Consider the following 25,926-nt stretch of genomic DNA (forward strand, 5'->3'; position numbering starts at 1 on the left):
GTCAGAATGACAAAAACCAAGAGACAATCATGAAACTAACCATAAAATACACCCTTTCGCTGGTCCTCTCGCTGAGCCTGCTTTCGAGCTGTGATAAGGACTTTGACGAGATCAACACGAACAAGGTAGACCCAACTTCGCTGGCGGCTCCTATGGTGCTGAACAAGGCTATTATTAACACAAACTACCTCGACGGGTTTGGCACGCTGGGTATGCTGACATACAATTTCGGAATTGTGCAGCAGATCATTACGCCCTACGGCAGTTCGCTTTCGGGTGCAAATTACGATCAGGTCAACAGTGGCAATACGCCCCTGGTGTGGCAGAATTTCTACCGAAATGTGCTCAAGCAACTGGTGTCTGTGCTGGACCAAACCAAGAGCGATCCGCTACAGGTAAATACCTATCATGCAGCCCGTATCTGGAAAGCCTACGTCTTCATGATTCTTACCGATACGTATGGAGATGTGCCTTATTCTGAAGCGGGACAAGGATATACAACGGAGATTATCACGCCCAAATACGACGCACAACAGGACATTTACAAGGACCTGCTGAAGGAACTAGACGAGGCTTCGGCGGGTCTGACTACCGCGCAACCGCCAATTGTTACGGACATCCTGTACGGTGGCGACGTAGCAAAATGGAAAAAGCTGGGGTATTCGTTCATGCTGCGGGCGGCCATGCGTTTAACCAAAGTTGATCCGGCAATGGCCGAAACGTATGTAAAAAAGGCCGTAACGGGTGGTGTGTTCCAATCAAACGCCGACAATTCGACACTCCGGCACACCGCTATTTATAACAACTACATTGCCAACCACTTACAGGCTCGCGAGAAAACAAACTTTTACCTCGCAGCTCCCTTTGTGGATTATCTGAAAGCGAACAACGACCCTCGTTTACCCATTTTTGCCGTACGCTACGTAGGAGCCAAAGGCGGTCAGGAACAGACAGCTCCACGGGCTTCGTCTGATCCGGCGGTCCAAATTGGTATGCCAGTGGGCTATAATGACGTGTCGATTAATACGGTACTGGCGCAAAATAAAGTGGTCAGTCTGTGGGACTTCACGCAGGTTAACCTCACGACAGTACTAAAGTTAGATGCCCCCGAATACCATGTTACCTACGCGCAGACCCAGTTTCTGCTGGCCGAAGCCGCCGTTCGCGGATGGGTAACCGGTACAGCCGCCGACTATTTTGCGAAAGGCATCCGGGCAAACCTGGAGCAAATGGCGTCATATGGTTCAGCCATTCCGGAAGCAAGTATTAAAGCTTACCTGGACGCTCATCCGCTGGATGCCAGTAAGGCGCTGGACCAGATTAATACCCAATACTGGGTAGCTTCCTTCCTGGATGGCACCGAGGCATTCGCGAATTTCCGGCGCAGTGGTTTTCCCGCGTTAAAGAAAAACCCATACCCCGGCTCCGAGGTAAAGGGCGACTTCATCCGTCGCATGCCATACCCTGATAGTGAGATTGTCGTCAATTCAGGAAAATTGAATGAAGCGATCACCCGGCAGGGCCCCAACACGCTGGATACGCGGGTTTGGTGGGATAAAAAGTAAGGCAAGTATGTGGTGATGTCGGGTTTAAGAACCCGACACTACGGCTGATAAGAAAAATTGCTGACGCAAAGTATCGGGTTTAAGAACCCGACATCACGACATATCTGCTCACATGTAAATCAACTACCAATTCAAATTTCTCAACCCATTCCTTTTCTCTCATGAATCAACCTGATCAAAGCCGCCGTGATACGTTAAAAATGCTGGGCTTCGGCTCGTCGGCCAGTCTCTTAGGCTTGTTTGGTGGCATGTCTACCGCCGAAGCCCGCGAGCAACAAGCTAAACCTCAGTACGCCGTCGGCGCACCAGCAGTCAAGATTAAAAGCGTGAAAGCCATTGCCACCGCACCTCAAGGGTCCAACCTGATTGTGGTGAAAGTGGAAACCACCGAACCCGGTTTGTACGGACTCGGCTGTGCGACCTTCACCCAACGCGCGGCAACCGTCATCGTGGCTATTAATACCTACCTCAACGAGTTCTGCGTCGGCAAAGACGTCGATAACATCGAAGACATGTGGCAGGCCGCTTATGTTAGTTCGTATTGGCGCAACGGACCTGTGCTGAACAATGCCTTGAGCGGACTAGATCAGGCCCTGTGGGATATCAAAGGCAAACGGGCCAAAATGCCAGTGTATCAACTGCTGGGTGGCAAAGTCCGTTTTGCCATTCCCTGCTACACCCACGCGGGCGGCAACACACCCGAAGAAGCCGCCGATAGCGTCAAGAAATTTATGGAGCAGGGCTTTCGGCACATCCGCATTCAGCAGGGCGGTTACGGGGCCGTGGGAGCTACTTCTGATAAACCTGACTTTAAAACGGCTGGGTTTGGGGGCGAAACGGACAATTACATGAACGTACAACTCTACCTGAAATCTGTTCCCAAGATGTTCGAGGTCGTTCGAAAACAGTGCGGAGATGAGATTGAATTGCTGCATGACATTCATGAACGGGTACAGCCCATCGAGGCCATCAACATGATTAAGCGGGTGGAAGACTATCGCCCTTTCTTTATTGAGGATCCCTTCTCGCCCGAAAACATGAAGTGGTTTGCGCAACTCCGGCAGGCTACGTCGGTGCCCATTGCGATGGGGGAATTGTTCAACAACGTCAATGAGTTCAAAGAGCCAATGGTCAACCAGTGGTTCGATTTTATTCGGATCCACGTCTCGCAGATTGGGGGTATCACCCCAGCGATGAAAGTGGCCCGGTTGGGCGAGTGGTTCAACATCCGCACCGCCTGGCATGGACCGGGAGATGTGTCGCCGGTGGGTCACGCGGCCCACGCGCACATCGATCTGGCGGTATGGAATTTCGGCATTCAGGAAGCGGTGCAGTTTTCGGATAAAATGAAAGAGGTATTCAGTGGTTGCCCAACGATGAACAAGGGCTACATGTCGGTCAATGAGGTGCCGGGCTTGGGTGTAGACATCAACGAGAAGGAAGCGGCCAAATACCCCATCAGCACCAAATCCAACTGGCAGGTGCGCAAGATGGACGGCACGATTATTCGGCCTTAGTATGGTTCGAAAGTCGGTGGTGTCGAGTACTCAAACCACACTACCCGACATTCCCCAAATTGCGTAACCGATTAAAGCTTTCACGATATTAACCAAACCCGAATGAAATCTCCAGCTAAGAAATCCGGCATATCCCGCCGTTCTGCCATACAGTCCGTTTTAGGCGTAGCAGGCATGGGAACGATGGTTTTACCGCAAACTTCGTACTCTGCCAGCCCCGGACATTTTGCCGATTACAGCAAAGTAAAAATTACCAAACTCGAAACCTTTCTGGTTAAACCCCGATGGATTTTCCTGAAAATACATACTGATGTTGGCGTTTTTGGTCTGGGAGAGCCACTTCTCGAAGGTCGGGCGCTAACCATTCAAACCGCCATCAAAGAAGTAGAGCCGTATCTGATTGGCAAAGACCCCCGGCATGTTGTTCACCACTGGCAGGCGATTTACCGACATGCTTTTTATCGGGGAGGGCCAATTTTAACTAGCGCCCTGAGCGGCATTGACCATGCGTTATGGGATATTAAAGGCAAGCTGTTGAACGTACCGGTTTATGAACTTCTGGGCGGCCCCACCCGCGACCGTGTTCGAGTTTACGGTCGGGCCAGCAATGCGGAGGACATTAAGAAACGGAAGGCCGAAGGATATACGGTTATCAAAACGGGCGTTGCTCATAAAAACCCGGCCAACATTGTCGAGAATCCAGCATTCATCAAATACGCCGTCGACAATTTCGCGTCGTTGCGAGAAGCTGGTGGTCCCGACATGGACATTGCCATCGACTTTCACGGAAACATTTCGCCCCAAACGGCCAAGGTACTCATCAAGCAGTTAGAGCCGTTTCAGCCAATGTTTATTGAGGAACCCTGTCAGGCGCAAAACGTGGATATCATGGCTGATATCGCTCGGGGCACTCACCTTCCCATCGCGGCTGGCGAACGTATTTTCACTAAGTGGGGCTTCCGTGAATTGCTGGAAAAGAAAGCTGTCAGCATCGTACAGCCCGACCTCTGCCATGCTGGTGGCATCACCGAAGGTCGACTCATTGCAGGCATGGCAGAAGCGTACTACGTTCCCGTTGCACCACACAATCCGATGGGGCCAATCTCACTCGCTGTGGGCATGCATTTGGCGGCCAGCATACCAAACTTTCTGGTACAGGAGCAAGTCTCATTGGGCGAAGGCTACATGAAAAATCCCTTCAAGCTGCAAAGTGATGGTACAGTCATGATTCCTAAAGGACCGGGGCTGGGCGTTGAACTAGACGAAGCCCTGATGAAAGATAAAATAGGGCATGACTGGAAAAACCCGGAAAGCTACAATGCCCTCGACGGTTCGGTAGTCGACTGGTAAACAAGTACTTAAAGATAATTAAATTTCCTTATTCCTAATAACAATCAATTTTCAACCATGAGAAAAACTGTAAAACTCTTTCTCTTACTCTTGCTGCTAAGCCAAAGTTATGCCTTTGCGCAAAGCAGCCGGATTACCGGTAAAGTTACCGGCCCCGACAATCAGGGGCTGCCCGGTGTAAACGTACAAGTAAGTGGCACTACATTGGGTACGGCTACCGACGCTTCAGGTAATTTCGCGCTGAACGCTGCAGGAACGGCCTCGCTGGTCTTTTCCAACATTGGCTACACCAGTCAAACTGTCGCCGTTAACGGGCGCTCTATTGTTGATGTCCAATTAGCGGAAGATTTAAAAACGCTGAATGAAGTTGTCGTCGTTGGGTATGGAACACAACGAAAAACCGACGTAACGGGCGCCCTGACGGCTATTTCGACAAAAGACTTTGCTCAACAGCCAATCACTCGCTTAGACCAGGTCTTGCAGGGCCGGGCAGCTGGTGTTCAGGTAACGCAGGCAACCGGCGCCCCCGGTGGTGATGCCCGGATCAGGATTCGGGGAGCCAATTCGGTGTTAGGTGACAATAATCCGCTATATGTTATTGACGGGTATATAGGTGCTGACTTCAATTTTCTGAATCCCAGCGATATTGAAACCCTTCAGGTGCTGAAAGATGCTGCTTCTACATCGATTTATGGTAGTCGGGGGGCTAATGGTGTTGTCATTATAACAACCAAAAGAGGGGCAAAAGGTATCAAAGTCACCTACGAAGGTCAGGGTAGCGTATCCAATGTTATCAAACGGTATGATGTTTTGCCCGCTGGTGAATTTGCCACCATTGTGAATGCCCGCGCTACAGCTACGGGATCTAATCAACCGTTTACAACCGATCAAATTGCGGGGTTCAATCAAAATGGGGGCACCGACTGGCAGAGCCTTGTGTACCGTACCGGCCACGGTCAGCAGCACCAGGTTACGGTTTCGGGAGGTAGTGACAAAACTACATTTTTGATTTCGGGTAACTACGTAAATCAATCAGGTATCGTCCAGAATAGTGATTTCAACCGTTATATTCTCCGAACCAACATAAATACCCAGGTGAATGATAAGCTTTCCCTGCGGTTGAATTTATCGGGTACGAAATCCAAAAATCACAATACTAACGGGGGTGGAGCCCTCATTCAGGCATTGGCGTGGGCACCGACTACACCCGCCTACGGCTCCGATGGTCAACCTACATTTACAGATCCAACGGGCTCCGTCTATCGTAATCCGTTAGATTATCTGTACGATCAATCCGTTGATGCAAACCGCACTACGTTTAATGTGAATGGAGGTCTAAACTATAAGCTCCCCATTAAAGGGCTTACCCTTGATCTTCAGTACGCTATTAACTACCTGAATGCCCAAAATGAAAACTTTACGGGCAAGCGACTATCCAATAATAATCCCACTGCGTCGCGGTATTCATCCGATCAGTTAACGCTGCAAAATACCAACAACCTGAGTTACAACGTGACGTTAGGTAATCACTCGATTAGCGCAGTTGCCGTATTGGAATCACAGCAGTTTACAGACAAAAACTTCACAGCAAACGCCACCGGCTTGACGTTCCCACAACTGGGTTACAATAACATCGGTGCCAACTCAGCTGCTTCTGTAGGGTCAGGTTATTCGAAATGGACGCTGCTCTCGATGCTGGGCCGGGTAAACTACGCCTATAAAGACAAGTATCTGGTAACGGCAGCGGTTCGCCGGGATGGGTCGTCCAAATTCAGTCAGGCGAATCGATACAGCGTTTTCCCATCGTTGGCGCTTGGCTGGCGTTTATCCGAAGAGAAATTTATTAAAGACATGAACATCTTTAGTAACCTGAAACTCAGAGGAAGCTGGGGAATGACCGGTAGTCAGGCCATTCAACCGTATGCTACCTTATCTCCTTATTCGACAGCCTTCGTTGCGTTCAACAATACGGCAGCGGTGGCGGGTGTTATTCAGGGAAATCAGGGAAATCCAAACCTGAAGTGGGAAACAACCAAACAGACCGATGTGGGGTTGGAAATGGAGTTTTTCAGAGGTCGACTGCGATTCGAAGTCGATTATTTCAAAAAAAATACCAGCGATCTACTGCTTAACGTAGCCTTGCCCAACTATGCCGGGGGTGGTACACAGACCAGAAACGTGGGTGAAGTTGAGAATAAAGGGTTCGAATTTACCCTGGGCGGTACACCCATCGATCAGAGTGGTTTCCGCTGGGAGACTAACCTGAACCTGTCAACGTTGCAGAACAAGGTAATTAGCCTGGGTGGTCTGGAACGGCTGGGAACGGGTACGGGCGTGGGAGCGGGCATGTCCACTACGTACGAATTCATGCTGATGCCCGGCCAACCACTTGGCTCGTATTGGGGCTTGAATTACCTGGGTACATTTAAGCCGAATGAAGCCGACCTTGCCGCTAAATTTGGTCGGGTTCCGGGCGATCCCCATTATGAAGACCTCAACGGCGACAATTCGATTACGACAGATGATTTTAAGATCATAGGCCATGCTTTCCCCAAATTAACGGGTGGCTGGAACAACACCTTCTCGTATAAAGGACTGACGCTAAATGTATTCTTCAACGGCGTATTCGGCGTCGATAAGCTCAATTACACCAGAGCGGCCGCTCTTTCCGGCGCGGGGGATGCGCGTCAATTCATTCTGTCGGAAATCCGGGACTACTACCGACCGGGCAACGAAACATCTGATGTGCCCGCCTTTACGAAAACCTACCAGCCGTTTACCCAATCCAGCCGATTTCTAGAAAATGGCAGTTTCGTTCGGCTGAAGAACGTGAGCCTTTCGTATAATCTACCGGCGTCCTTCATCCGTAATAAGGGAACCATACGGGTATTCGCCAGTGCAACGAACCTCCTGACGATCACGAAATACAAAGGTCCCGATCCAGAATCGAGCAGCGTTGGATCAGCTACAGATACGGCCATTGGTATTGACTACGGCTCTTATCCGAATTCAAAAACCTACACAATTGGCCTAAACCTGGGTTTTTAACCCGTTAAACTTTTTAACACGATGAAAACAATAGCCCTATTTTTGGTTGCTGCTATGCTAGTAGCCGGTTGCAAGAATTACCTTAATGAAGACACGAAGGGCCTACTATATGGCCCTAACGTACTGTCAACGCAAGATGGCCTAGAAGCCGCTCTGACGGGTGCCTACAAGGGGTTAGGTTCTCAATGGTCGTATGGGTTCATTCACCCCTCGGCCAATGCCGCTGTACTGGGAGCCGATGATGTAACGACGCATCCTGCCAGTAATAAAGCCGACTGGCGCGAATTCGATCAGTTCAACGTATCAACGGCTAACCAACGGTCGGGTGCGGTATATAATGGCTGTTATAAAGCGATTCAGGGAGCCAACAACGTTATCAATAATTACTCAAAAACCGTGGGTACTAAAGCCACCATTGACATTATTGTGGGCGAAGCGTATTTTATTCGGGGGTTTTCATACTACTGGTTAACCCGGTTTTATGGCAATATTCCGTTAGTCATGGCTGGTGAGTATTCGGATAGTTTGCTTACCGTCAAGAAATCGCCACCTGCCCAGATTTATTCGCTAATTGTCTCCGATTTGAAAAAAGCCGAAATCCTGTTGCCTACAACTAAACGCGATCCGGGTCGCCCGAATGCAGGTTCGGCGAAGGCGTTTCTGGCTGATGTGTACTTGACTATGGCAGGTTGGCCTCTGAAGCAAACGGACAAATATGATCTGGCAGCGGCTAAAGCCAAAGAAGTGATCGACAACAGCGCTGCGTATGGTTTTCAGTTACTTCCCACATTTGCCGCCGTCTTTGTCAATGACCCGGCGGTTGCCAGCACTGCAGAAGCGGTTTACCAGATCAGTGGATTTGCCGCCGGTAGCGGAACGGCTAATGCCACCTACGGAAACACCGCGATGCCTGGTGAGGAAGGCGGCTGGGATGACATGTTTGCTGAGCTTAATTTCTTCAAAAACTTCCCCGCTGGCCCTCGCAAAGACGCTACGTTCCGGACCGAATTTGGCTTGGGAGCTACCACAATTCCATGGCAACAAAGTCTGACGAAGCACCCATATTACAAGAAGTGGTATATCAAGGGAAACATTGTAACATCCAGTATCTCTCTGCCATCGGTCATGATGCGCTACGCCCACGTACTGACCATTTATGCTGAAGCCAAAGCGCGGGGCACCGGCGGACCAGACCAGGCAGCGTATGACGCGCTGAATCAGATACGTTTGCGGGGTTTACCAGCGGGAGCAAAGGCTCTATCCACGACGGACGGACTCACAGCCGCCCAATTCGCCGACACTGTAGTGCAGGAACGGGCATGGGAATTTGCCTGCGAACGTACACGCTGGTTCGATCTGATTCGACTCGAAAAAGTAGAAGAAGCTAATGCCGCCAAGAGTCCTGACGACCTTCAGCCGATAAAGCCAATAACTAAAGCGAACTATTGGTTTCCCCTGCCTTACTCAGATACGTCCCTGAATCCGAATTTGAATTGATAATCTGACAAATCAGCCCTATAAGGTTTTTGAAACCTTATAGGGCTTCAGTAAAACTCGTACAATTTTGAAAAAGGCAATTGGTGTAACACTCGTAGTTTTTAGTTTATGCGGCAGCACAATGCCTTTGGCAGAATGGCCACAGGCAGAGCTTTCCAATGGCATTATTCAGACAACCGTGTATCTGCCAGATGCCAGCCAGGGGCATTATCAGGGCACCCGGTTCGACTGGTCGGGAGCATTTAAAAGCCTTACCTATAAAGGTCACAGTTTCATTGACCAATGGTTTGAGAACTACGACCCCAAGCTGCACGATGCCATTAATGGACCCGCAGAAGAGTTTACGCCCCTGAGTTATGCAGACGCAAAACCCGGAGATACATTCGTTAAAATAGGTGTCGGCCTACTCCGTAAACCTGATGACAGAGCCTACGCATTTGCGAAGTATTTCGAGGTAGCTGATCACGGAAAATGGACAGTCAAACGCCATAAAGACCGGATTGATTTCACGCACGAACTGACCGATTCGACGGGGTACGGCTATCGCTACACAAAAACCATTCGGTTGAGCAAGGGCAAACCTGAACTCGTATTAGAACATAGCCTGAAAAATACAGGAAAGCGGCCCATTGAAACGAGCGTTTACGATCATAACTTCTTCATAATTGATAAACAGCCCACTGGTCCCGGTATCGAAATTCTATTCCCGTTTGCGGTGAAAGCCGAAGGGAAAGGATTTGGGAGTCTTATCCAGACGCAGGGCAACCGGCTGGTTTATTCACGCGAATTCGAGAAAAAAGAAAATGTGTATAGTGCTGGCCTGCAAGGATTTGACTCCCCGAAAACGGGTTATGACATCCGTATTGAAAACCAAAAAACAGGCGTGGGTGTCCATATTACCAGCGATCAACCACTAGAAAAACTGGTCTACTGGGCCTGCGCAACAACCTCCTGTCCAGAGCCATACATACACTTAAAAGCCGATCCTGGTCAGGAAATAAAATGGAAAATTGCGTATGAATTCTACGAAAAAACAAAGTAAGTAGATTATAGCGTCGGAGGGTAGCCGTGTGTGTCGGTCCGGGTGGTTTGAGTACCCGACACCACCCGCACAGTCTGCGCATAAAAACGGATAACTACATTCTTTTCATTCTTTAACGGACTCAACAAGTCAATGAATTTTTTTCTGAAATCTTTATTCGGGCTACTGATTCTGGGAAGTTACCTGTCCCTGACGGGCGAAAAGCAGTTGATAAATCAGCAGCCACCAGACAGTGATTGGCCAACATATGGCGGTAATAATGCGGGGAATCGGTATTCTCATCTGTCTCAGATTAATACACAGAATGTAAAAAATCTGCAACTAGCCTGGGCGTATGAAACGGGTGATAACAATAACCCAGCCCAACGGGGTATGGATATTCAATGTCAGCCCATTGTCATAAAAGGGATTCTTTACGGAACATCGCCGAGAATGAAGCTTTTCGCCGTTGATGCCGCTACAGGAAAACAAATCTGGCAATTCGACCCCTTCGCTGACCCCGAAAAGAAACCCCGATTTCATCCCGTTCGTGGAGTAATGTATTGGGAAGATGGCACCCGTAACGGCGAACCGGACAAACGAATATTATATACGGTTGGCTCTTTCCTATACGCTGTAAATGCATTGACGGGGAAGCTGATTGAGAGTTTTGGCAAGAATGGGGCCGTTGACTTACACGAAGGACTTGGCGACAAAGAAACGCTCGGTCACGATGTGGCAAACTTGTCTATAAGAGTCACGACACCGGGAGTTATTTACAAAGATTTACTAATTACGGGCTCTGCCGTTAACGAGGGTGGCGACGCTCCTCCGGGTTATATTCGGGCGTTCAATGTGCGTACTGGCCACCTCGAATGGGTATTCCGAACCATTCCACTACCCGGCGAATACGGCTACGAAACTTGGGCAAAAGATTCGTACAAAAAATTAGGCGGAGCCAACTGCTGGGCGGGAATGGTCGTAGACGAAAAGCGAGGAATGGTCTATGCCGGGACCGGCTCACCCTCCGTTGATTTCTATGGCGGTGCCCGGGAAGGCCAAAACCTCTTTGCCAATTGTGTCATCGCCATTAATGCAAAAACAGGCAAGCGGGTATGGCATTTTCAAACCATCCACCATGATTTGTGGGATCGTGATTTGCCCTGTCCACCCAATCTCATAACAGTTAAGCACAACGGCCTCGACGGTCGGCCCCGACTGGTCGACGCTGTAGCGCAGACTACCAAAGATGGCTATGTGTTTGTGTTTGACCGGGATACAGGCAAACCCTTGTTTCCGGTAAATGAAGTGCCCGTTCCAACATCGCCCGCGCTGCCCGGTGAACACCCCTGGCCTACGCAGCCGATTCCGACAAAACCCGCTCCTTTTGTCCGTCAGGAATTAACGGAAAACGAACTTACTAACCGCACCCCCGAAGCGCATGCGTACGTGCTCGACCGGTATCAAAACAGTCGGCACGGCAGTAAATACATGCCCCCCAGCCTGGAAGGGTCGTTATTTTTTGGCTTTGGTGGAGGAGCTGAGTGGGGTGGGAATGCCGCCGACCCTGATGGTATCCTGTACCAGAACGCCAACACGATGCTCTGGTGGCTGAAGATGCGGGACGTTCGGGCGCAAGCCGATGGCGTAGCACTATCAAAAGGTGGAGCCCTGTTTAATACTAACTGTGCGGCCTGCCATGCTGCTGGCGGGAAATCGGGTGGGGCGAGTCAGACAGCGCAGGCTTACCCCGATCTGACCGATGTGGGTAAACGACTCACGAAAGAGCAGATAAGTTCTATTTTGTTAACCGGGCGTGGTCGGATGCCCTCCTTTGGTCATCTTTCCGGCGAGGATCGGGAAGCGATCATTCGCTTTTTGCTGAAACTGGATGCAAAGCCTGGCCCAACAGTAGCGTCGAATGATAGCCATAGTTCGGTGGTTAACACGCCTACACCTGAGGGTGCTGATTTTCCGTACAGTCCGCCTTATTTAAACAATGGTAATACCCAGTTTCGGGATCAGGATAATTATCCGGCCATTAAACCACCCTGGGGCACGTTAAACGCTATCGACCTGAATACAGGCGAGTATTTATGGCAAGTGCCGCTGGGTGAATACCCGGAACTAACGAAGAAAGGCATGCCAACCAACGGGTCCACCCAGACCGGGACAGAGAATCATGGCGGGCCAATTGTAACAGCAGGCGGTTTGATTTTCATTGCGGCCGCCTATGACGAAAAGCTTCGTGCATTCGACAAAAAAACGGGCAAAATCGTGTGGGAATACAAATTACCCGCCGGGGGTTTTGCTACGCCCATAACGTACATGGTCAATGGAAAGCAATACATCGCAATTGCTGCCGGAGGTACCCGGTATGGTCTCAAATCAGGTGGTTCATATGTCGCGTTTGCGTTGCCGTAAGTAGTATATAAAAGGAGAATCAATGAAAAACTATCTATTGGGCTGCGATTGGGGAACGTCCTCTTTTCGGCTACGGCTGATAAACAGTCCTGACCTCCATCTTATTGGCGAAATCACGTCACAGGAAGGGGTTGCCAGCACATTTAATTCATGGAAAACGAATGGCGAAAATCAGGGAATTTCCAGAGAGCAGTTTTTTCGGCAGCAGTTAAAGAGGCAGGTCGATTTACTATCGGCTAAAGTAGCCATCAACCTGGATGACATTTCGATTGTCATATCCGGAATGGCTTCCTCATCCATCGGAATGGCCGAAGTTCCCTATGCTACTTTACCTTTTCCGGTTGATGGAAGTTTGGCCAGCATTAAGCGACTTTCCAGGCTGGACAATTTCCCGCACGACATTATATTACTATCTGGTGTACGAACGCAGCATGATGTTATGCGTGGAGAAGAAACGCAATTAATTGGTTTGCTGTCCTTATTGGATACGCTACATTTTTCCGTTGACAATTCTATTTTACTCTTTCCGGGTACTCATTCGAAACACATCTATATACAAAATCAACAGGTAATAGATTTTCAAACGTTCATGACCGGTGAAGTATTTAATCTCATGGCGCATTACAGTATTTTAAAGGATTCTGTAGAGTTAACAGAATTACATACGTTTTCAGGAAATGAATTAGATGCGTTCAAACTAGGCATTAATGAAACCGATTCTTCATCAATTTTAAATAGTTTATTTAGGGTTCGAACCAATCAACTATTCGACAAATTAACCAAAAAGCAAAATGCGCTTTACTTAAGTGGTTTATTGATAGGCGCAGAGTTAAAAACGCTCATTAATCAGAAGCAATGGCAATTGATTTTATGCAGTGGAAACAATTTATACGAGTTGTACAAACTAGCGATGGAAGAACTTCATTTAACCGAACGAACAACTAGTATTTCGGCTGATTTGATTGATAAAGCTACGATTGCCGGACAAGTAAAAATAGCCCAAAACCAACTACTACCCCTACCTAAATGAGCACTATAAGCCAGCCCACATTCTCCTGGGAATTATTTTCAAAAGCGCCGGTCGTGGGTATTATCAGAGGTCTACTACCTGATGAGGTTAGCCAGATTTTACCGATCTATCGAGAAGCGGGCCTGACTACCATTGAGATAACGATGAATACACCTGGCGCAGAGGTTATTATCCAGGACGCATTGGAACACAATAGCGGAGGATTAAACATCGGTGCCGGAACAGTTTGCACCCTTGATGATCTGGATAAGGCACTGACGGCAGGTGCGCAGTTTATTGTCACACCTATTATCAGCAAAAAAGTTATCAAAGCCTGCGTAAAACGTGGCGTACCTATTTTCCCTGGTGCATTTACGCCTTCCGAAATTTACAACGCCTGGACATTAGGCGCGTCAATGGTTAAAATTTACCCCGCCACTTCACTCGGTCCTGACTATATCAAGGATGTAAAAGCGCCCCTCAACCAATTAAAATTAATGCCAACGGGTGGCATTAGTCTGAATAACATGGAAACTTATTTCAAAGCCGGAGCGGATGGAGTAGGCATTGGTAGTCATCTGTTTGATAAACTACTTATTAAAGGAAAAAACTGGCCGGGATTAAAATTACACTTGCAAAAATTTGTCGAACGGCTGCCTATAACCTTGGGTAAAAATTGACAAATCCTTCTTTACCTACCTGCCTTTTTCACCTAAAACCTTACGCCCTGTGACTAGTTACAAAACCAATAATTATCGATGGATTATTGTCATTTTATTATTTACCGCAACAACAATTAATTACCTCGACAGACAAATAATAGGATTATTAAAACCCATTTTAGAAGTCGAATTTACCTGGTCTGAAACAGATTTTGCCCGTATTGTTATTGTCTTTACAGCCGCTTACGCGATTGGCTTGTTGGTGTTTGGCTGGTTTATTGATAAAGTAGGAACAAAAATTGGCTACTCGGTCACGATCATTTGGTGGAGCGTAGCTGGTATGCTTCATGCATTGGCCAGAAGTGCGTTTGGTTTTGGTGTAGCTCGCGTTGGTTTAGGATTGGGTGAAGCTGGAAACTACCCCGCAGCAGTAAAAACCGTAGCGGAATGGTTTCCGCAAAAAGAGCGAGCCCTGGCAACGGGCCTTTTTAACGCTGGTACCAGCATTGGCGTGGTAGCAGCCCTGCTCATTGTGCCCTGGATATTGAGTCATTATGGCTGGCAGGAAGTATTCTGGATTACCGGTTCTTTGGGGTTTATCTGGTTAGTATTCTGGCAGATTTTCTATGATGTTCCGGCCAAACAGAAACGCTTGTCGTCAGAAGAATTTACGTACATCTCTAGCGGTCAGGAAGTGGACACGGGGGAGAAAGTTACCATCAAATGGTTTAAACTGTTTACCCTGCCTCAAACATGGGCGCTTATTACAGGCAAAGGGCTCATTGATCCGATTTACTGGTTTTTCCTGTTCTGGCTCCCCTCCTATTTTTCCTCCACGTTTAAACTCGACTTAAAAAAACCAAGCCTGGAGTTAATGCTAATTTATACCGCAACAACAGTGGGTAGCATTGGCGGAGGTTATTTATCCTCCTGGTTAATAAAAAGAGGGTGGCCGACACTAAAGGCGCGAAAAACAGTCCTTATTGTGTTTGCCGGGTTAGAATTATCCATTATACTTGCTCAATTTGCTACGGATGTCTGGGTAGCTGTCGGGCTGATTAGTTTAGCCGTGGCCGTGCATCAGGCGTGGGCGACCAACGTTTTTACGCTGGCCTCCGATCTGTTTCCAAAACAAGCCGTTAGTTCGGCTGTTGGTATAGCAGGCATGGCCGGGGCAGTGGGCGGAATCTTCTTCCCTATGCTGGTTGGGAGTTTATTAGACACCTATAAAGCAGCCGGAAATCTGGCGGGTGGTTATAACGTGTTGTTCACCATCTGCGGATTTACGTATTTGGTCGCCTGGATTATTATTCATTTGCTTACCAGAAAGCCTAAAATAGTCGATATAAGTCAACTTACTTAACCCAATACAAACATGAACCAGCCCATAAATACTTCAGAAATATCAGTGGGCGTAGTAGGGCTGGGATTGATGGGCTGTAGCATTACAACCTGTCTGCTAATGTCGGGGCATCCGGTCGTGGCCGTTGCTCCCCTCCCAATCGATATGGAAACGGCTGAACCACGCATTCGGGAACATCTGGCCAAATCATTTCAGGAAGGGTTACTTACAAAAAGTCTCGAATCCTATCTCCAGCAACTCACAATTACCGAGGATTACGGCCTTTTGAAAGATTGCAAGCTGGTACTGGAGTGTACACTCGAAGATATAGCGATTAAGAAATCCGTCTACGACCGAATCGAAGCCGTTGTCGCCGATGATGCCGTTATTACCAGCAATACTTCGGCTATTCCAATCAGCTTACTCCAGCGTGAGATAAAATTACCCGCGCGGTTTCTGGGTCTACATTGGACGGAACCATCGCACACGACCCGCTTTCTGGAAATTATTTGTGGCGACCTGAGCGATAGTCAAACCGCCGACTGGCTTTATGACCTGTCACATCTGTGGGATAAAGAACCGACGCTGGTGCGTAAAGACATTCGGGGTTTTATTGCCAACCGCCTGATGTACGCTATGTATCGAGAGGCTTTTAATCTGGTTGAAAATGGCTACGCTACGGTTGAGGACGTTGACCGGGCTTGCCGAAATAATACCGGCTATTGGATGACGCTGGTTGGTGTTTTTCGGTGGATGGATTTGACAGGTGTGCCAGCCTATCATACCGTAATGAAGGAGTTATTACCAACCTTAAGCAACAAAACCGAGGTACCAAAACTCATTGACGATATTGTAAAAGCAGGCGGCAAAGGTGTTTTGAACGCGCAGGGATTTTATGACTACACCCCCGAAGAAGCCAAACTCTGGAAAGAAACCTACGAAGAATTTAGCTACGATATTCGTCGGCTGGCTCTCAAATATCCGGCTGATGTCGTGAAGAAAAAGTTGGCTCAGTCTACCGACGAAGATACCGCTATTTAACCCACCCAATCATCTATGTTTATAATTGATGCCCACCTGGACATGGCGTTGAACGCTTTGGAATGGAACCGCGATTACCGGCAATCAGCCCATCAAATCCGGCAGGAAGAAATGGGCATGACCGATAAAATCGACCGGGCAAAAGGAACCGTTTCCCTACCCGACCTCCGCCGGGGAAATATTGGCTTGGTCGTGGCTACCCAGATTGCCCGCTTCAACCAGAGTAACGGCAATCTGCCGGGGGCGGGGTGGAATTCGCCCGAGCAAGCGTGGGCCATGACGCAGGGACAACGGGCCTGGTATGAAGCAATGAGTGATGCGGGCGAGATGGTTCAGATTCGGGATCGGGCCGGGTTGGACAATCACTTGACACGCTGGCTTGACGAAACAACGCCAAATGAACAGAAGCCCGTCGGTTATATTCTTAGCTTGGAAGGTGCTGACTCACTGGTCAATCTGTCGTATCTCGAAAAAGCCTACGAGTATGGTTTACGGGCCCTTGGTCCAGCCCATTACAGTACAGGACGCTATGCACCCGGCACCGGTTTAAGTGGGCCATTAACGGCTCAAGGTCGCGAATTAGTTAAGGAAATGGATCGGCTGGGTATAATTTTAGACGCTACCCACCTGACTGATGAGGGATTTACCGAAGCGTTGGCATTGTACAAAGGTCCTGTCTGGGCCAGCCATCATAATTGCCGGGCGCTGGTGCCTCACCAACGCCAGCTTACCGACGATCAAATTAACCAGTTAACGGAACGCGGTGGTGTAATTGGCGGGTGTTTTGATGCCTGGATGATGAAACCCGGATTTACCCAACGTGTGAGTAATCCGGCCAGTTTCGGCATCAGCCTCGAAACCATCATTGACCACTACGACCATATCTGTCAACTAACCGGCAACAGCCTTCACATCGCCATCGGCAGCGACCTGGATGGCACTTACGGTATCGAGCAGTCTCCCAGCGACTTAGATACCATTGCCGATCTGCAAAACCTAACTGGCTTACTAACGAAACGCGGTTACTCGTCAGACGATATTGAGAACATATTTCATAAAAACTGGCTTCGCTTTCTGCGCAACGCGTGGGCGTGAATGGCTGTGCGTTCTTCTTCTAAAGCCTTCTCTTTTAGCCAATCCATAAAAGCAAAAGGCCGATCCGTTTTAAACCGCCTTTTTGCTCAGATAGCCTTATAATTTCTGTAGAATCGAGATTTTTCTTAAGTATTTCCTCCTCTTTTTCTCCACTGACTATGAAACGTATTGCCTTCGCTCTTGCCGTTTTACTGGGAATAAACGCAGTCAACGCCACGTATTCCTACGCTCAGAGAAGCGATTTAACACAGTTAATTGTCCGAAAAACCAACGATTTCCAGGTCAATGGAAACGGTGATAATATCGAATGGAGGAAGGCCGGTTGGGTTCCTATTACCGTTCAAAAAGCATCAGGGAAAACATTGTCAACGAAGGTCAAAGTTCTCTATTCCACTACCGGAATTTATTTTTTATTTCAGTGCGAAGATGACAAATTAACAGCGACGATTCAGGAAGATTTTGGGGCTTTGTATAATGAAGATGTTGTGGAAGTGTTTCTGTGGCCCGACCAATCTGTACCTATTTACTTTGAGTATGAATTGTCTCCGCTGAATTACGAATTACCCATTCTAGTGCCCAATCTAAACGGAAAATTCCAGGGTTGGAAACCCTGGAATTATGAAGGCGATACAAAAGTTCAGCACGCGACCAGCATACAGGGCGGAAACAAAGTGAGTAACGCAACTATTAAAAGCTGGATGGCTGAGTTTTTCATCCCGTACCGCTTACTGAATCCTATTGTTCAGACACCGCCCACAGCCGGAACAAAATGGAAAGGCAACCTCTATCGAATTGATTACGACCGGGATTACGCCACTTGGTCGTGGCAAAAAACGAGTGGCAGTTTTCACGAATTCAAGAAGTTCGGAACGTTAGTTTTTGACTAAAATCAGCTAATGAAATTTACTTCACAATGTTTACTGAAAGGACACTTATTAAATGTCTGTCGGCTATGCCATTGTTAAACGGTCTTTTCGGCAGCGTGGGCTATTAAACAGTTACGCCCGTAACATACCTGCATTTGGGTCAGCTTGATTTTTAGTATATCGTACTTGCCATGTGAACCGATTCAATTATTTTATACTTTATCGTCTTATTAAGTACATTCCTCTCACACATAGACCTGCTCGAAAAAAGTGAGCATCTGCTACTTTATCTGACGATCCAAACGGGCTAACGAGGTAATGACAACACAAGGACGGTTCAGAATTTAAGGGCAATAAGGGCGGGGGCGAAAGCCGCGAATGTCGTAAAGGCAGCAACCTGTTGATAGGGTCTGAGGTCTGCGCGCTGGGCAGCCCTACTCGCCAAAATGTTGGTTGCAATAAAGCCCGTCAGGTGAATGATGGATAAATATTTGTGCAGTTGGACCCCGCTTACCCGTTTTTGATCAGATGATAGTTTGGGCGGAGCCGTTAGAGAAAGCAGTGCTGTAGTGCCGTATGCGATGTTAGTGATCGTCATTGCTGTTTGTCTCGCCTTATATAGCTGGCTATAATTGCCCCCCGTTGCATTATTTAACTTAGCATCCAAAATACCCTGTACCACAAAACCAGCCAGTGTTGCAAAGCCTGTAACCTGGTGAGCTATCATCATAAATAGGCGCACTTTGCGTTCTTTCTCCCGCCCTTCAGGTGTAAGAGGGGCAATATTCAATACCCGGAGTAACCCGTTGGGACCCCAGAAAACCCGTTGTGTAAAGAGCATTTTATGGGGTAAAAGCGACTGAATATATAGCGACTCATCAATCGGGCTAGTTGGCATTAGATTAACAAACGCAGTATCTACGATGGTGGTAGCCGGTTGCAGAACCCACGTTGAATCCTGGGCTTGCACCTGTAAACCAAGACACAGGAGGAGAATGAGAAGTTTTGACATGAGGAGAGTGATACGTTTTGCCATAAGAGATTAGTTAATTGATTATCAAAGCTTTATATATTTTAAATTAAGGTACGTTATGCCTCCCCTAGTGGACAATCAGCTTTCGGTGGCGATTTTGCCATTTTGTCGGTAATTAGTCAGTTAGAAACAGGGCTAATAGATAGAATCAACAGTCTTTATACGCAATACGGAAGAATTTACATTCTGGTTGCGTCTACCTTCTGTTCATCTCTTTTCAAACTGCTAACTCAGCCATGAACGATATCTCTCTTGACGGGTTGGTAAGGCCCGAAAAAGTGAGGTATGATCCACCAGGCTTTTGCAGTAGTAAGATTTAGCGGGGATTTTAATTCGGATTATCAACTAATTTTACGCTCGATTGCTTAACGTCTACTACAAGTCATGTCAACCACATTTTCCCGTTTTATTGCCTTCTCGCTATTGAGCGCCGGATTTATATCCTTGTCGGCCACTCATCAGCCGGTTTCCGACGAGTTGTTCAAATCTAGCGTTTTCACGCCAGTCAATGGATTTACATCGGGAGTAGAAGGCCCGGCCGTTGACAAATCTGGCACCTTATACGCGGTAAACTTTGCCAAAGAAGGTACCATTGGGCAGATAACACCAAATGGGCAAGCCAGCGTGTTTGTAGAATTACCCGCAGGCAGCGTCGGGAATGGGATTCGCTTCAACAAACGGGGTGACATGTTCATTGCCGATTACCCGAAGCACAACATTCTAAAAATAGTTATGGGCACGAAGCAAGTGAGCGTTTTTGCGAATGAGCCCCGCATGAACCAGCCCAATGATATTGCCATCGACAGTCAGGACCGCCTGTACGCCAGCGACCCGAATTGGAAAGCAGGTACTGGCAACATCTGGCGCATTGATTCCGATGGCAAAATAACCCTGTTAGAAGCTAACATGGGAACCACCAACGGTATTGAGGTAAGCCCTAACAACAAAAAACTGTATGTGAATGAATCGGCGCAGCGTAAAGTATGGGCCTATGATTTGTCGTCGGGAGGTAAGGCCAGCAACAAACGATTACTCATTGAGTTTCCGGATTTCGGCATGGATGGTATGCGCTGCGACACAAAAGGAAATTTATACATCGTCCGGCATGGTAAGGGAACAGTGGCAAAAATATCGCCAGCAGGGAAACTCATTCAGGAAATTAAACTTACCGGCAAGAGACCGACCAACATTGCCTTTGGTGGGAAAGATGGGCGAACAGCCTACGTAACGTTACAGGACCAGGGGAACCTCGAAACCTTTCGCGTCGATACGCCGGGACGAGAATGGGCAATGCAGCAAAAATAAATAAGGCCAGGTTTTATAGAAACGACAATATTGTGATAAGTCAATACGCGTCAAGAGCCATTCAACTTTTGCGCGTACCCAACTTTTTACATACTAAAAATAATATTATTACCACCAAACGGCAACACGCTCACTTGCTCAAGGTAAATACCCGAACAGATTGCCCCGTAGCACCAACTACTAACTCTGTACGTCCAGTAACCTGCACAGTAACAAGGTCACGAACGTCGCCATCCCACAGCAATCCAGACTGGGTCATCGGTACATAGGCGAAATGGCCCTTACCTCGATTCAGAAATAATTGCCCTCGGTTTGCGTCTTCTTTACCTAATCGAACACGATTATACTCCCGATTTCCGCCGATAATCAAGTCTACCAAGCCGTCGTGATTAACATCAACAGCGGCCAGTGCATAGGCCGGTGCAAACTGCGCTTCAATGGGTAACGGCAGCATATCATACTGAGGAATTTTTCCTTCTCGGCTCAGAAACAGGCCGGTTTGCAGGCTGACTGCATCAAGCTTTTGGGCATGTGTTAATTCATCAGGTTCGAACAAATCCGTAATAGTGGCCTTCGAATAGCTGGTATAATCAGTGAATTTCTTTCGTAAACTCACGACCTGATCGAGCATTTCATCGCGGGCATTAAACGGATGCGGTTGTCCATTCATTTTAGCATTTCGATCATAACCTGCCAGAACTGGCAACAAAGAGCCAGCCACGTTTTTGATACCATAGAGCGTTAATGGCCGATTTGGTGTAGCCTGAAGCTGACTATTCAGCCCGGCATTTGCCGCGACAATATCAGGATTACCGTCGTTGTTAAAATCCTGGACCAGCAGGCGATTCCAACAGCCAGTTACGGGCGGCAAAAGTTTATCGATCAGCTTTAGATTTCCACGCTGGAACGTAAAAGCCTGTACGGGTCCAAAGTCAATAGCCACAATCAACTCGGGTTGGCCGTCGTGGGTAAGATCGGTAAATGCGGCATCCGTTACCATACCCAGTTGGGCCAGAGCAGGTTGCTGATTCGATCTATCTGAAAAATGGCCTTTCCCATCATTTAGTAATAGATGGCTGACAGGCGTTTCGGGATAGCGGCCTGGCACCACCCGCGCGCCGATGAATAAATCGCGGTCACCATCACCATCCACATCAGCCGAACGAACACAGGAGGCACTTACCCGCACATCGGGGAAAGTTGTCATTTTAGTCAGGTGGCCCTTACCGTCATTCAGGTACAAACGTACTTGTAGCCGGGCATCGCCAACAGGGAGTTCATAACCGACACTACTCACCACCAAATCCAAATCCTTGTCGCCATCAACATCAACCCACTCAGCACCGGCATCCTTGCAAGCCCGGTCGGCCAATAAATCCGGTTGGGACATGGGTAAAAAACCGTTGGTTCCTGCGATCAAAACCTGCCCCCCCTGACCACGCCCACCACCTACAAACACATCGTCTCGCCCATCGCCATTCGCATCACCAACGGCAAAATAAGGCCCCACTTGCGAAAGCATGTATGGCAGCAACGGCTGAATTTTAAAATCATTGATAACTTCCTGATGATGCGTTACGGCGAGTCCGGTAGTCGCTTGCCAATATGGTTTAGGTGTGCTAGAAGGCAGCATTTCACCCGTTGGGGCATACGAGATCGTGAGTTGACCGGTCGCCCTGGGACGAACAAGTTGCGCTTTGCCGTCAGCCCAGCGAACCCGCACAGAATCCACTGCTGTAGCTTTTCCCAGCCCAAACAGTAAGGGTCCATACATCGACGATTGAAAGCCACGCACGGGCATGAACTCCTGCACTTGCATCCGACCACTCGACCAAACTGTTACCCGTGCGCCAATCAATTTCGCGGGATTTGGGCTTTTCAATTGCAGGGTCAGGTGATTATTTTTTCCCTGTTTATCCGTATGATTTTCGTAAATCCCAGCTTCTGCATTCACATTATTGACTACCAAATCCAGGTCGCCGTCGTTGTCCAAATCGGCATAAATCACCCCGTTCGATTGCGTTGGTTCATCGAATCCCCAGGCAGTAGTTTCGTTCGTGAACGTCAGCTGACCCGCCGACTTGTCGGACAACGGATCGCCAGACCGATTGCGGAAGATATAGTCCGGTGCGTTGATGCTCGGCATTTTGGCAATAACGGCCATTGGGTCGGTTTGCTTACCGGTTTCACGCGCCTTTAGCTGCTCGTCCATCGTGAACTTGAGAAACTCCATATTCGTGTAATCACGAGCGTAACCGTTACTCACGAAGAGATCTTTCCAACCATCGTTATCGAAATCAGCAAATAGTCCTCCCCAACTCCAATCGGTATTAGAAATGCCCGCAAGCTGACCAATTTCGCTAAAAATGGGTGTGTTTACTTTACCCGATTTCAGCAAAGAAACACTGTCTCCAACGTTCAGTTGAAGCATATTACGCATGGTCTGGTGATGGAAACCTGCTCGTAGCAACTGAGCATACTTATCGTAATTATCATCGCCGGACGTCAATTTGATGCGTTCATTTCCTTCGGGGAGCATATCGAGGGTGAGCAAGTCTATCCGGCCATCATTGTTCACATCGGCGGCATCGGAACCCATTGAGTAGAGCGATGTGTGGCCCATTGCACTACGCACCACTTCCTTGAAGTGGCCATTCTGCTGATTTATATAGAGGTAATCGTTTTCGTTATAGTCATTTGATACGTAAAAGTCGAGCCAGCCATCATTATTGAAGTCGCTCACGGCCACGCCAAGACCAAAACTTAGCACATTGGAAACCATGCCAACGGAGTCTGATACATCAACGAATTTACCGTTTGGCTGGGATGCGGCATCCCTACTAATACGGTCATTGCGGTAAAGCTTGCTGGAATAATTGGGGTTGGTTTGCTGTTTATAATTGCTAATCATACGGCTGAATCCAGCGAACTCCTGCACCGAATGGTTAAGTAGAAAGCAGTCCAGATCACCATCGCGGTCATAGTCAAAAAAAGCGGCCTGCGTTGAATAAGCCGGATCATCGAGACCATATTCGGCGGCTTTCTCCGAAAATGTTAAATTCTTGTTGTTGATAAAGAGCAAGTTGCGACGTAGCCGGGAGTCTGTTGCCGCCGAACGACAAACGTACAGATCGAGCCAGCCATCGGCATTAATGTCAACGACCGAGACACCGGTATTCCAGCCATCGGCTGCGCCAACACCCGCTTTGTCGGTGATGTCATCAAACATTAATTTGCCGGAGCCGGGCTTGGTTCGATTCAGGTATAGTTTGTTTGCGTTGAGATTGCCGGTGAAGTATAAATCAGTCAGGCCGTCATTATTAAAATCGCCAGCGGCCACCCCCCCACCATTGTAGAAATAACCGTATTTCAAGACATTGAAATCGGGTGATTCGTCAAGGGAATTTTTAAATGTAATGTTGGTTTGCGACGACGGCAATTTCTCAAATAACGTATCCGTATTGCCACAGGCAGATAATAGTAAAACAAGTACACTAAGGCAAAAAAGCGGCTTCATGAAGACACGGTTGGTATGAAAAAACGAAAGCGGACGAATCATCGCCCGCTTTCGCGACCTCTTAAGTAAAGATACTAGACTTAGTTTTTATCCCACCATAATGGTGTAGTCACCTTATCGGGTCCGCCTATCAACGCTTCGGCTTTCTTGGCTTCGACAGCATTCGTTTGTTGCTCAACAAGCAGAATCGGGATACGACGAAGAACACCACCTGCTGGAATATCAGGATTATCCGAATTCACAACTGGGTATAGTTTTGGAAAACGCGTCCGACGATACTCAGCCCAGCCTTCAAAGCCATCCGGGAAAATAGCCAGCCATTTCTGCGTACCAATCTGCTCCCGCTGTATGGCTTCGGTACTGCCCCAGGCTACAGGAATATTACTCAATGGTGCCGATTTCAGGAAATCGTTAGGCGCAATAGGCGTTTTGGTACTAGCCTGATACGCACTGATGGCAGCCGCATCTGTTATACCCCATTGGGCCATAGACATTGCAATGCCTTTATTATAAAAATCCTTTGCCGTACCACCCATAGCCCAGCCATTCACGGCACCTTCGGCGCGGAGGAAATAAGACTCGGCGGTGGCCATTACGTTCTGGGGTGTTGCCAATCCAGTTGATGTCCAGCGCTGCCCTACGTGCGAGTTATAATCGGCGGTATTAACCGTTTCAGTTAACTGAGTCGTGGCCAGACCATTCCGCAAGCCTTCATACGTATTGGTTTTCACCGCAGGTAAAAAATAGGTTGGCATACGTGGGTCATCATAGCCTTTCAGCACTGATTCCATAGCGGCACTCATCCGAAACTCGTTCCAATCCGACATAATCGAAAGACCGTTACCGTCATTTCCCTTTGTGCTGCGCAGCACTAATGCATCATCATCGGGACTGGTTGCAAATACACCACCGGCCACGGCTGCTTCAGCTTCCGTTTTGGCTCTGGCGGGATCTACTTTCGAGATGCGAAGGGCTAACCGAAGCCGAAGCGTATTGGCAAACTTCATCCATTTGGTTGCATCACCACCATATATCAGGTCGAATGCACCAAATGGCTTCTCTGTCGATTTAGTTTTCAACACAGCGGTAGCTGCTGCTAACCTCTTGAAGAAATCATCGTAGATTTTATCCTGAGCGTCATAGGCTACGGATGTTGCGGGTTCGCCTGCTTTGAAATATGGGATAGGGCCAACATAATCAGTCCAGCGATGGAATGAGTACACCCACCAAATACTAGCCAGCGCGTACTCTGCTGAATTGGGATCCGCACTCGCCATAATCGCTTTCAACTGTGGTACAACCTCTGTGTATAATTGAGTCCAGGGGCCTTGCAGCCAGTCCATTCTGATAACAAAGCGGTCAGATGGGAAATATGTCGCTACACAAGCAAAGTACTGCGCGTACTGATCTGAGAACAGGTTTTCTCCAACCTGGTAGTTATACTGACTGAGTATACCTGCCGACTCCGCTTTCGAAAACAGATAAGGAATTTCGCCCGCCCCAATAATGGTCACTTTTGTTTTATTGGTGTTGATTTCATCGAAATTTTTAGTACAACCAACGGCCCAGAACAAAGGAGCCGACAAACAGACCGCTACGAACGTCTGTCGAAATAAAGTTTTATATGAAGTCAT

17 protein-coding genes are annotated in these 25,926 nt (G+C 48.1%); 14 read left to right on the forward strand and 3 right to left on the reverse strand.

What is annotated here, in order from left to right; genetic code table 11:
* Positions 1–29: 29 nt before the first annotated feature.
* From ACFS25_RS25445 to ACFS25_RS25505, 13 genes are all read left to right on the forward strand, one after another.
* Complete coding sequence (locus ACFS25_RS25445) at positions 30–1,565, forward strand: SusD/RagB family nutrient-binding outer membrane lipoprotein (RefSeq protein ID WP_381506666.1); 1,536 nt, start codon at positions 30–32, stop codon at positions 1,563–1,565.
* 161 nt (positions 1,566–1,726) lie between these two features.
* Entirely contained in the window at positions 1,727–3,082 is a 1,356-nt protein-coding gene (locus ACFS25_RS25450; RefSeq protein WP_381506668.1) for an enolase C-terminal domain-like protein, read from the forward strand.
* 102 nt (positions 3,083–3,184) lie between these two features.
* Positions 3,185–4,432, forward strand: coding sequence for a galactonate dehydratase (dgoD, locus tag ACFS25_RS25455; protein WP_381506671.1), 1,248 nt, complete (start codon positions 3,185–3,187; stop codon positions 4,430–4,432).
* 57 nt (positions 4,433–4,489) lie between these two features.
* A complete protein-coding gene (locus ACFS25_RS25460) occupies positions 4,490–7,480 on the forward strand; it encodes a SusC/RagA family TonB-linked outer membrane protein (protein ID WP_381506674.1) in 2,991 nt (996 codons plus the stop codon).
* A gap of 21 nt (positions 7,481–7,501) precedes the next feature.
* Positions 7,502–8,977, forward strand: coding sequence for a RagB/SusD family nutrient uptake outer membrane protein (locus ACFS25_RS25465; RefSeq protein ID WP_381506676.1), 1,476 nt, complete (start codon positions 7,502–7,504; stop codon positions 8,975–8,977).
* A gap of 67 nt (positions 8,978–9,044) precedes the next feature.
* Positions 9,045–10,019: a hypothetical protein gene (locus tag ACFS25_RS25470; RefSeq protein WP_381506677.1), complete on the forward strand. Its 975-nt coding sequence runs from the start codon at positions 9,045–9,047 to the stop codon at positions 10,017–10,019.
* Between the two features lie 132 nt (positions 10,020–10,151).
* Entirely contained in the window at positions 10,152–12,422 is a 2,271-nt protein-coding gene (locus tag ACFS25_RS25475) for an outer membrane protein assembly factor BamB family protein (RefSeq protein WP_381506679.1), read from the forward strand.
* Between the two features lie 22 nt (positions 12,423–12,444).
* Positions 12,445–13,452, forward strand: coding sequence for a 2-dehydro-3-deoxygalactonokinase (locus ACFS25_RS25480; protein ID WP_381506681.1), 1,008 nt, complete (start codon positions 12,445–12,447; stop codon positions 13,450–13,452).
* A gap of 5 nt (positions 13,453–13,457) precedes the next feature.
* Complete coding sequence (locus ACFS25_RS25485) at positions 13,458–14,111, forward strand: bifunctional 4-hydroxy-2-oxoglutarate aldolase/2-dehydro-3-deoxy-phosphogluconate aldolase (protein ID WP_381507091.1); 654 nt, start codon at positions 13,458–13,460, stop codon at positions 14,109–14,111.
* A gap of 49 nt (positions 14,112–14,160) precedes the next feature.
* Positions 14,161–15,456: an MFS transporter gene (locus ACFS25_RS25490; protein WP_381506683.1), complete on the forward strand. Its 1,296-nt coding sequence runs from the start codon at positions 14,161–14,163 to the stop codon at positions 15,454–15,456.
* Positions 15,457–15,468: 12 nt separating this feature from the next.
* Positions 15,469–16,476 carry a 3-hydroxyacyl-CoA dehydrogenase family protein gene (locus tag ACFS25_RS25495; RefSeq protein WP_381506686.1) on the forward strand — a complete coding sequence of 336 codons (1,008 nt, stop codon included), beginning with the start codon at positions 15,469–15,471 and terminating at the stop codon, positions 16,474–16,476.
* Between the two features lie 15 nt (positions 16,477–16,491).
* Positions 16,492–17,571: a dipeptidase gene (locus ACFS25_RS25500; RefSeq protein ID WP_381506688.1), complete on the forward strand. Its 1,080-nt coding sequence runs from the start codon at positions 16,492–16,494 to the stop codon at positions 17,569–17,571.
* Positions 17,572–17,729: 158 nt separating this feature from the next.
* Complete coding sequence (locus tag ACFS25_RS25505; protein WP_381506690.1) at positions 17,730–18,458, forward strand: carbohydrate-binding family 9-like protein; 729 nt, start codon at positions 17,730–17,732, stop codon at positions 18,456–18,458.
* A 316-nt stretch (positions 18,459–18,774) separates the two neighbouring features.
* On the opposite strand, the gene ACFS25_RS25510 is transcribed toward ACFS25_RS25505, so the two are convergent.
* Positions 18,775–19,449: a hypothetical protein gene (locus ACFS25_RS25510; RefSeq protein ID WP_381506692.1), complete on the reverse strand. Its 675-nt coding sequence runs from the start codon at positions 19,447–19,449 to the stop codon at positions 18,775–18,777.
* A 405-nt stretch (positions 19,450–19,854) separates the two neighbouring features.
* Here ACFS25_RS25510 and ACFS25_RS25515 point away from each other — a divergent pair, with 405 nt between their 5' ends.
* Complete coding sequence (locus tag ACFS25_RS25515) at positions 19,855–20,775, forward strand: SMP-30/gluconolactonase/LRE family protein (protein WP_381506694.1); 921 nt, start codon at positions 19,855–19,857, stop codon at positions 20,773–20,775.
* 130 nt (positions 20,776–20,905) lie between these two features.
* On the opposite strand, the gene ACFS25_RS25520 is transcribed toward ACFS25_RS25515, so the two are convergent.
* Together ACFS25_RS25520 and ACFS25_RS25525 are read right to left on the reverse strand one after the other, a co-directional pair.
* Entirely contained in the window at positions 20,906–24,292 is a 3,387-nt protein-coding gene (locus tag ACFS25_RS25520) for a VCBS repeat-containing protein (RefSeq protein ID WP_381506696.1), read from the reverse strand.
* A gap of 80 nt (positions 24,293–24,372) precedes the next feature.
* Positions 24,373–25,926, reverse strand: a complete 1,554-nt coding sequence (locus ACFS25_RS25525) for a SusD/RagB family nutrient-binding outer membrane lipoprotein (RefSeq protein ID WP_381506698.1) — start codon at positions 25,924–25,926, stop codon at positions 24,373–24,375.

The sequence above is a fragment of the Spirosoma flavum genome (genome assembly GCF_042686045.1).
GTDB classification, from domain to species: Bacteria; Bacteroidota; Bacteroidia; order Cytophagales; family Spirosomataceae; genus Spirosoma; species Spirosoma flavum.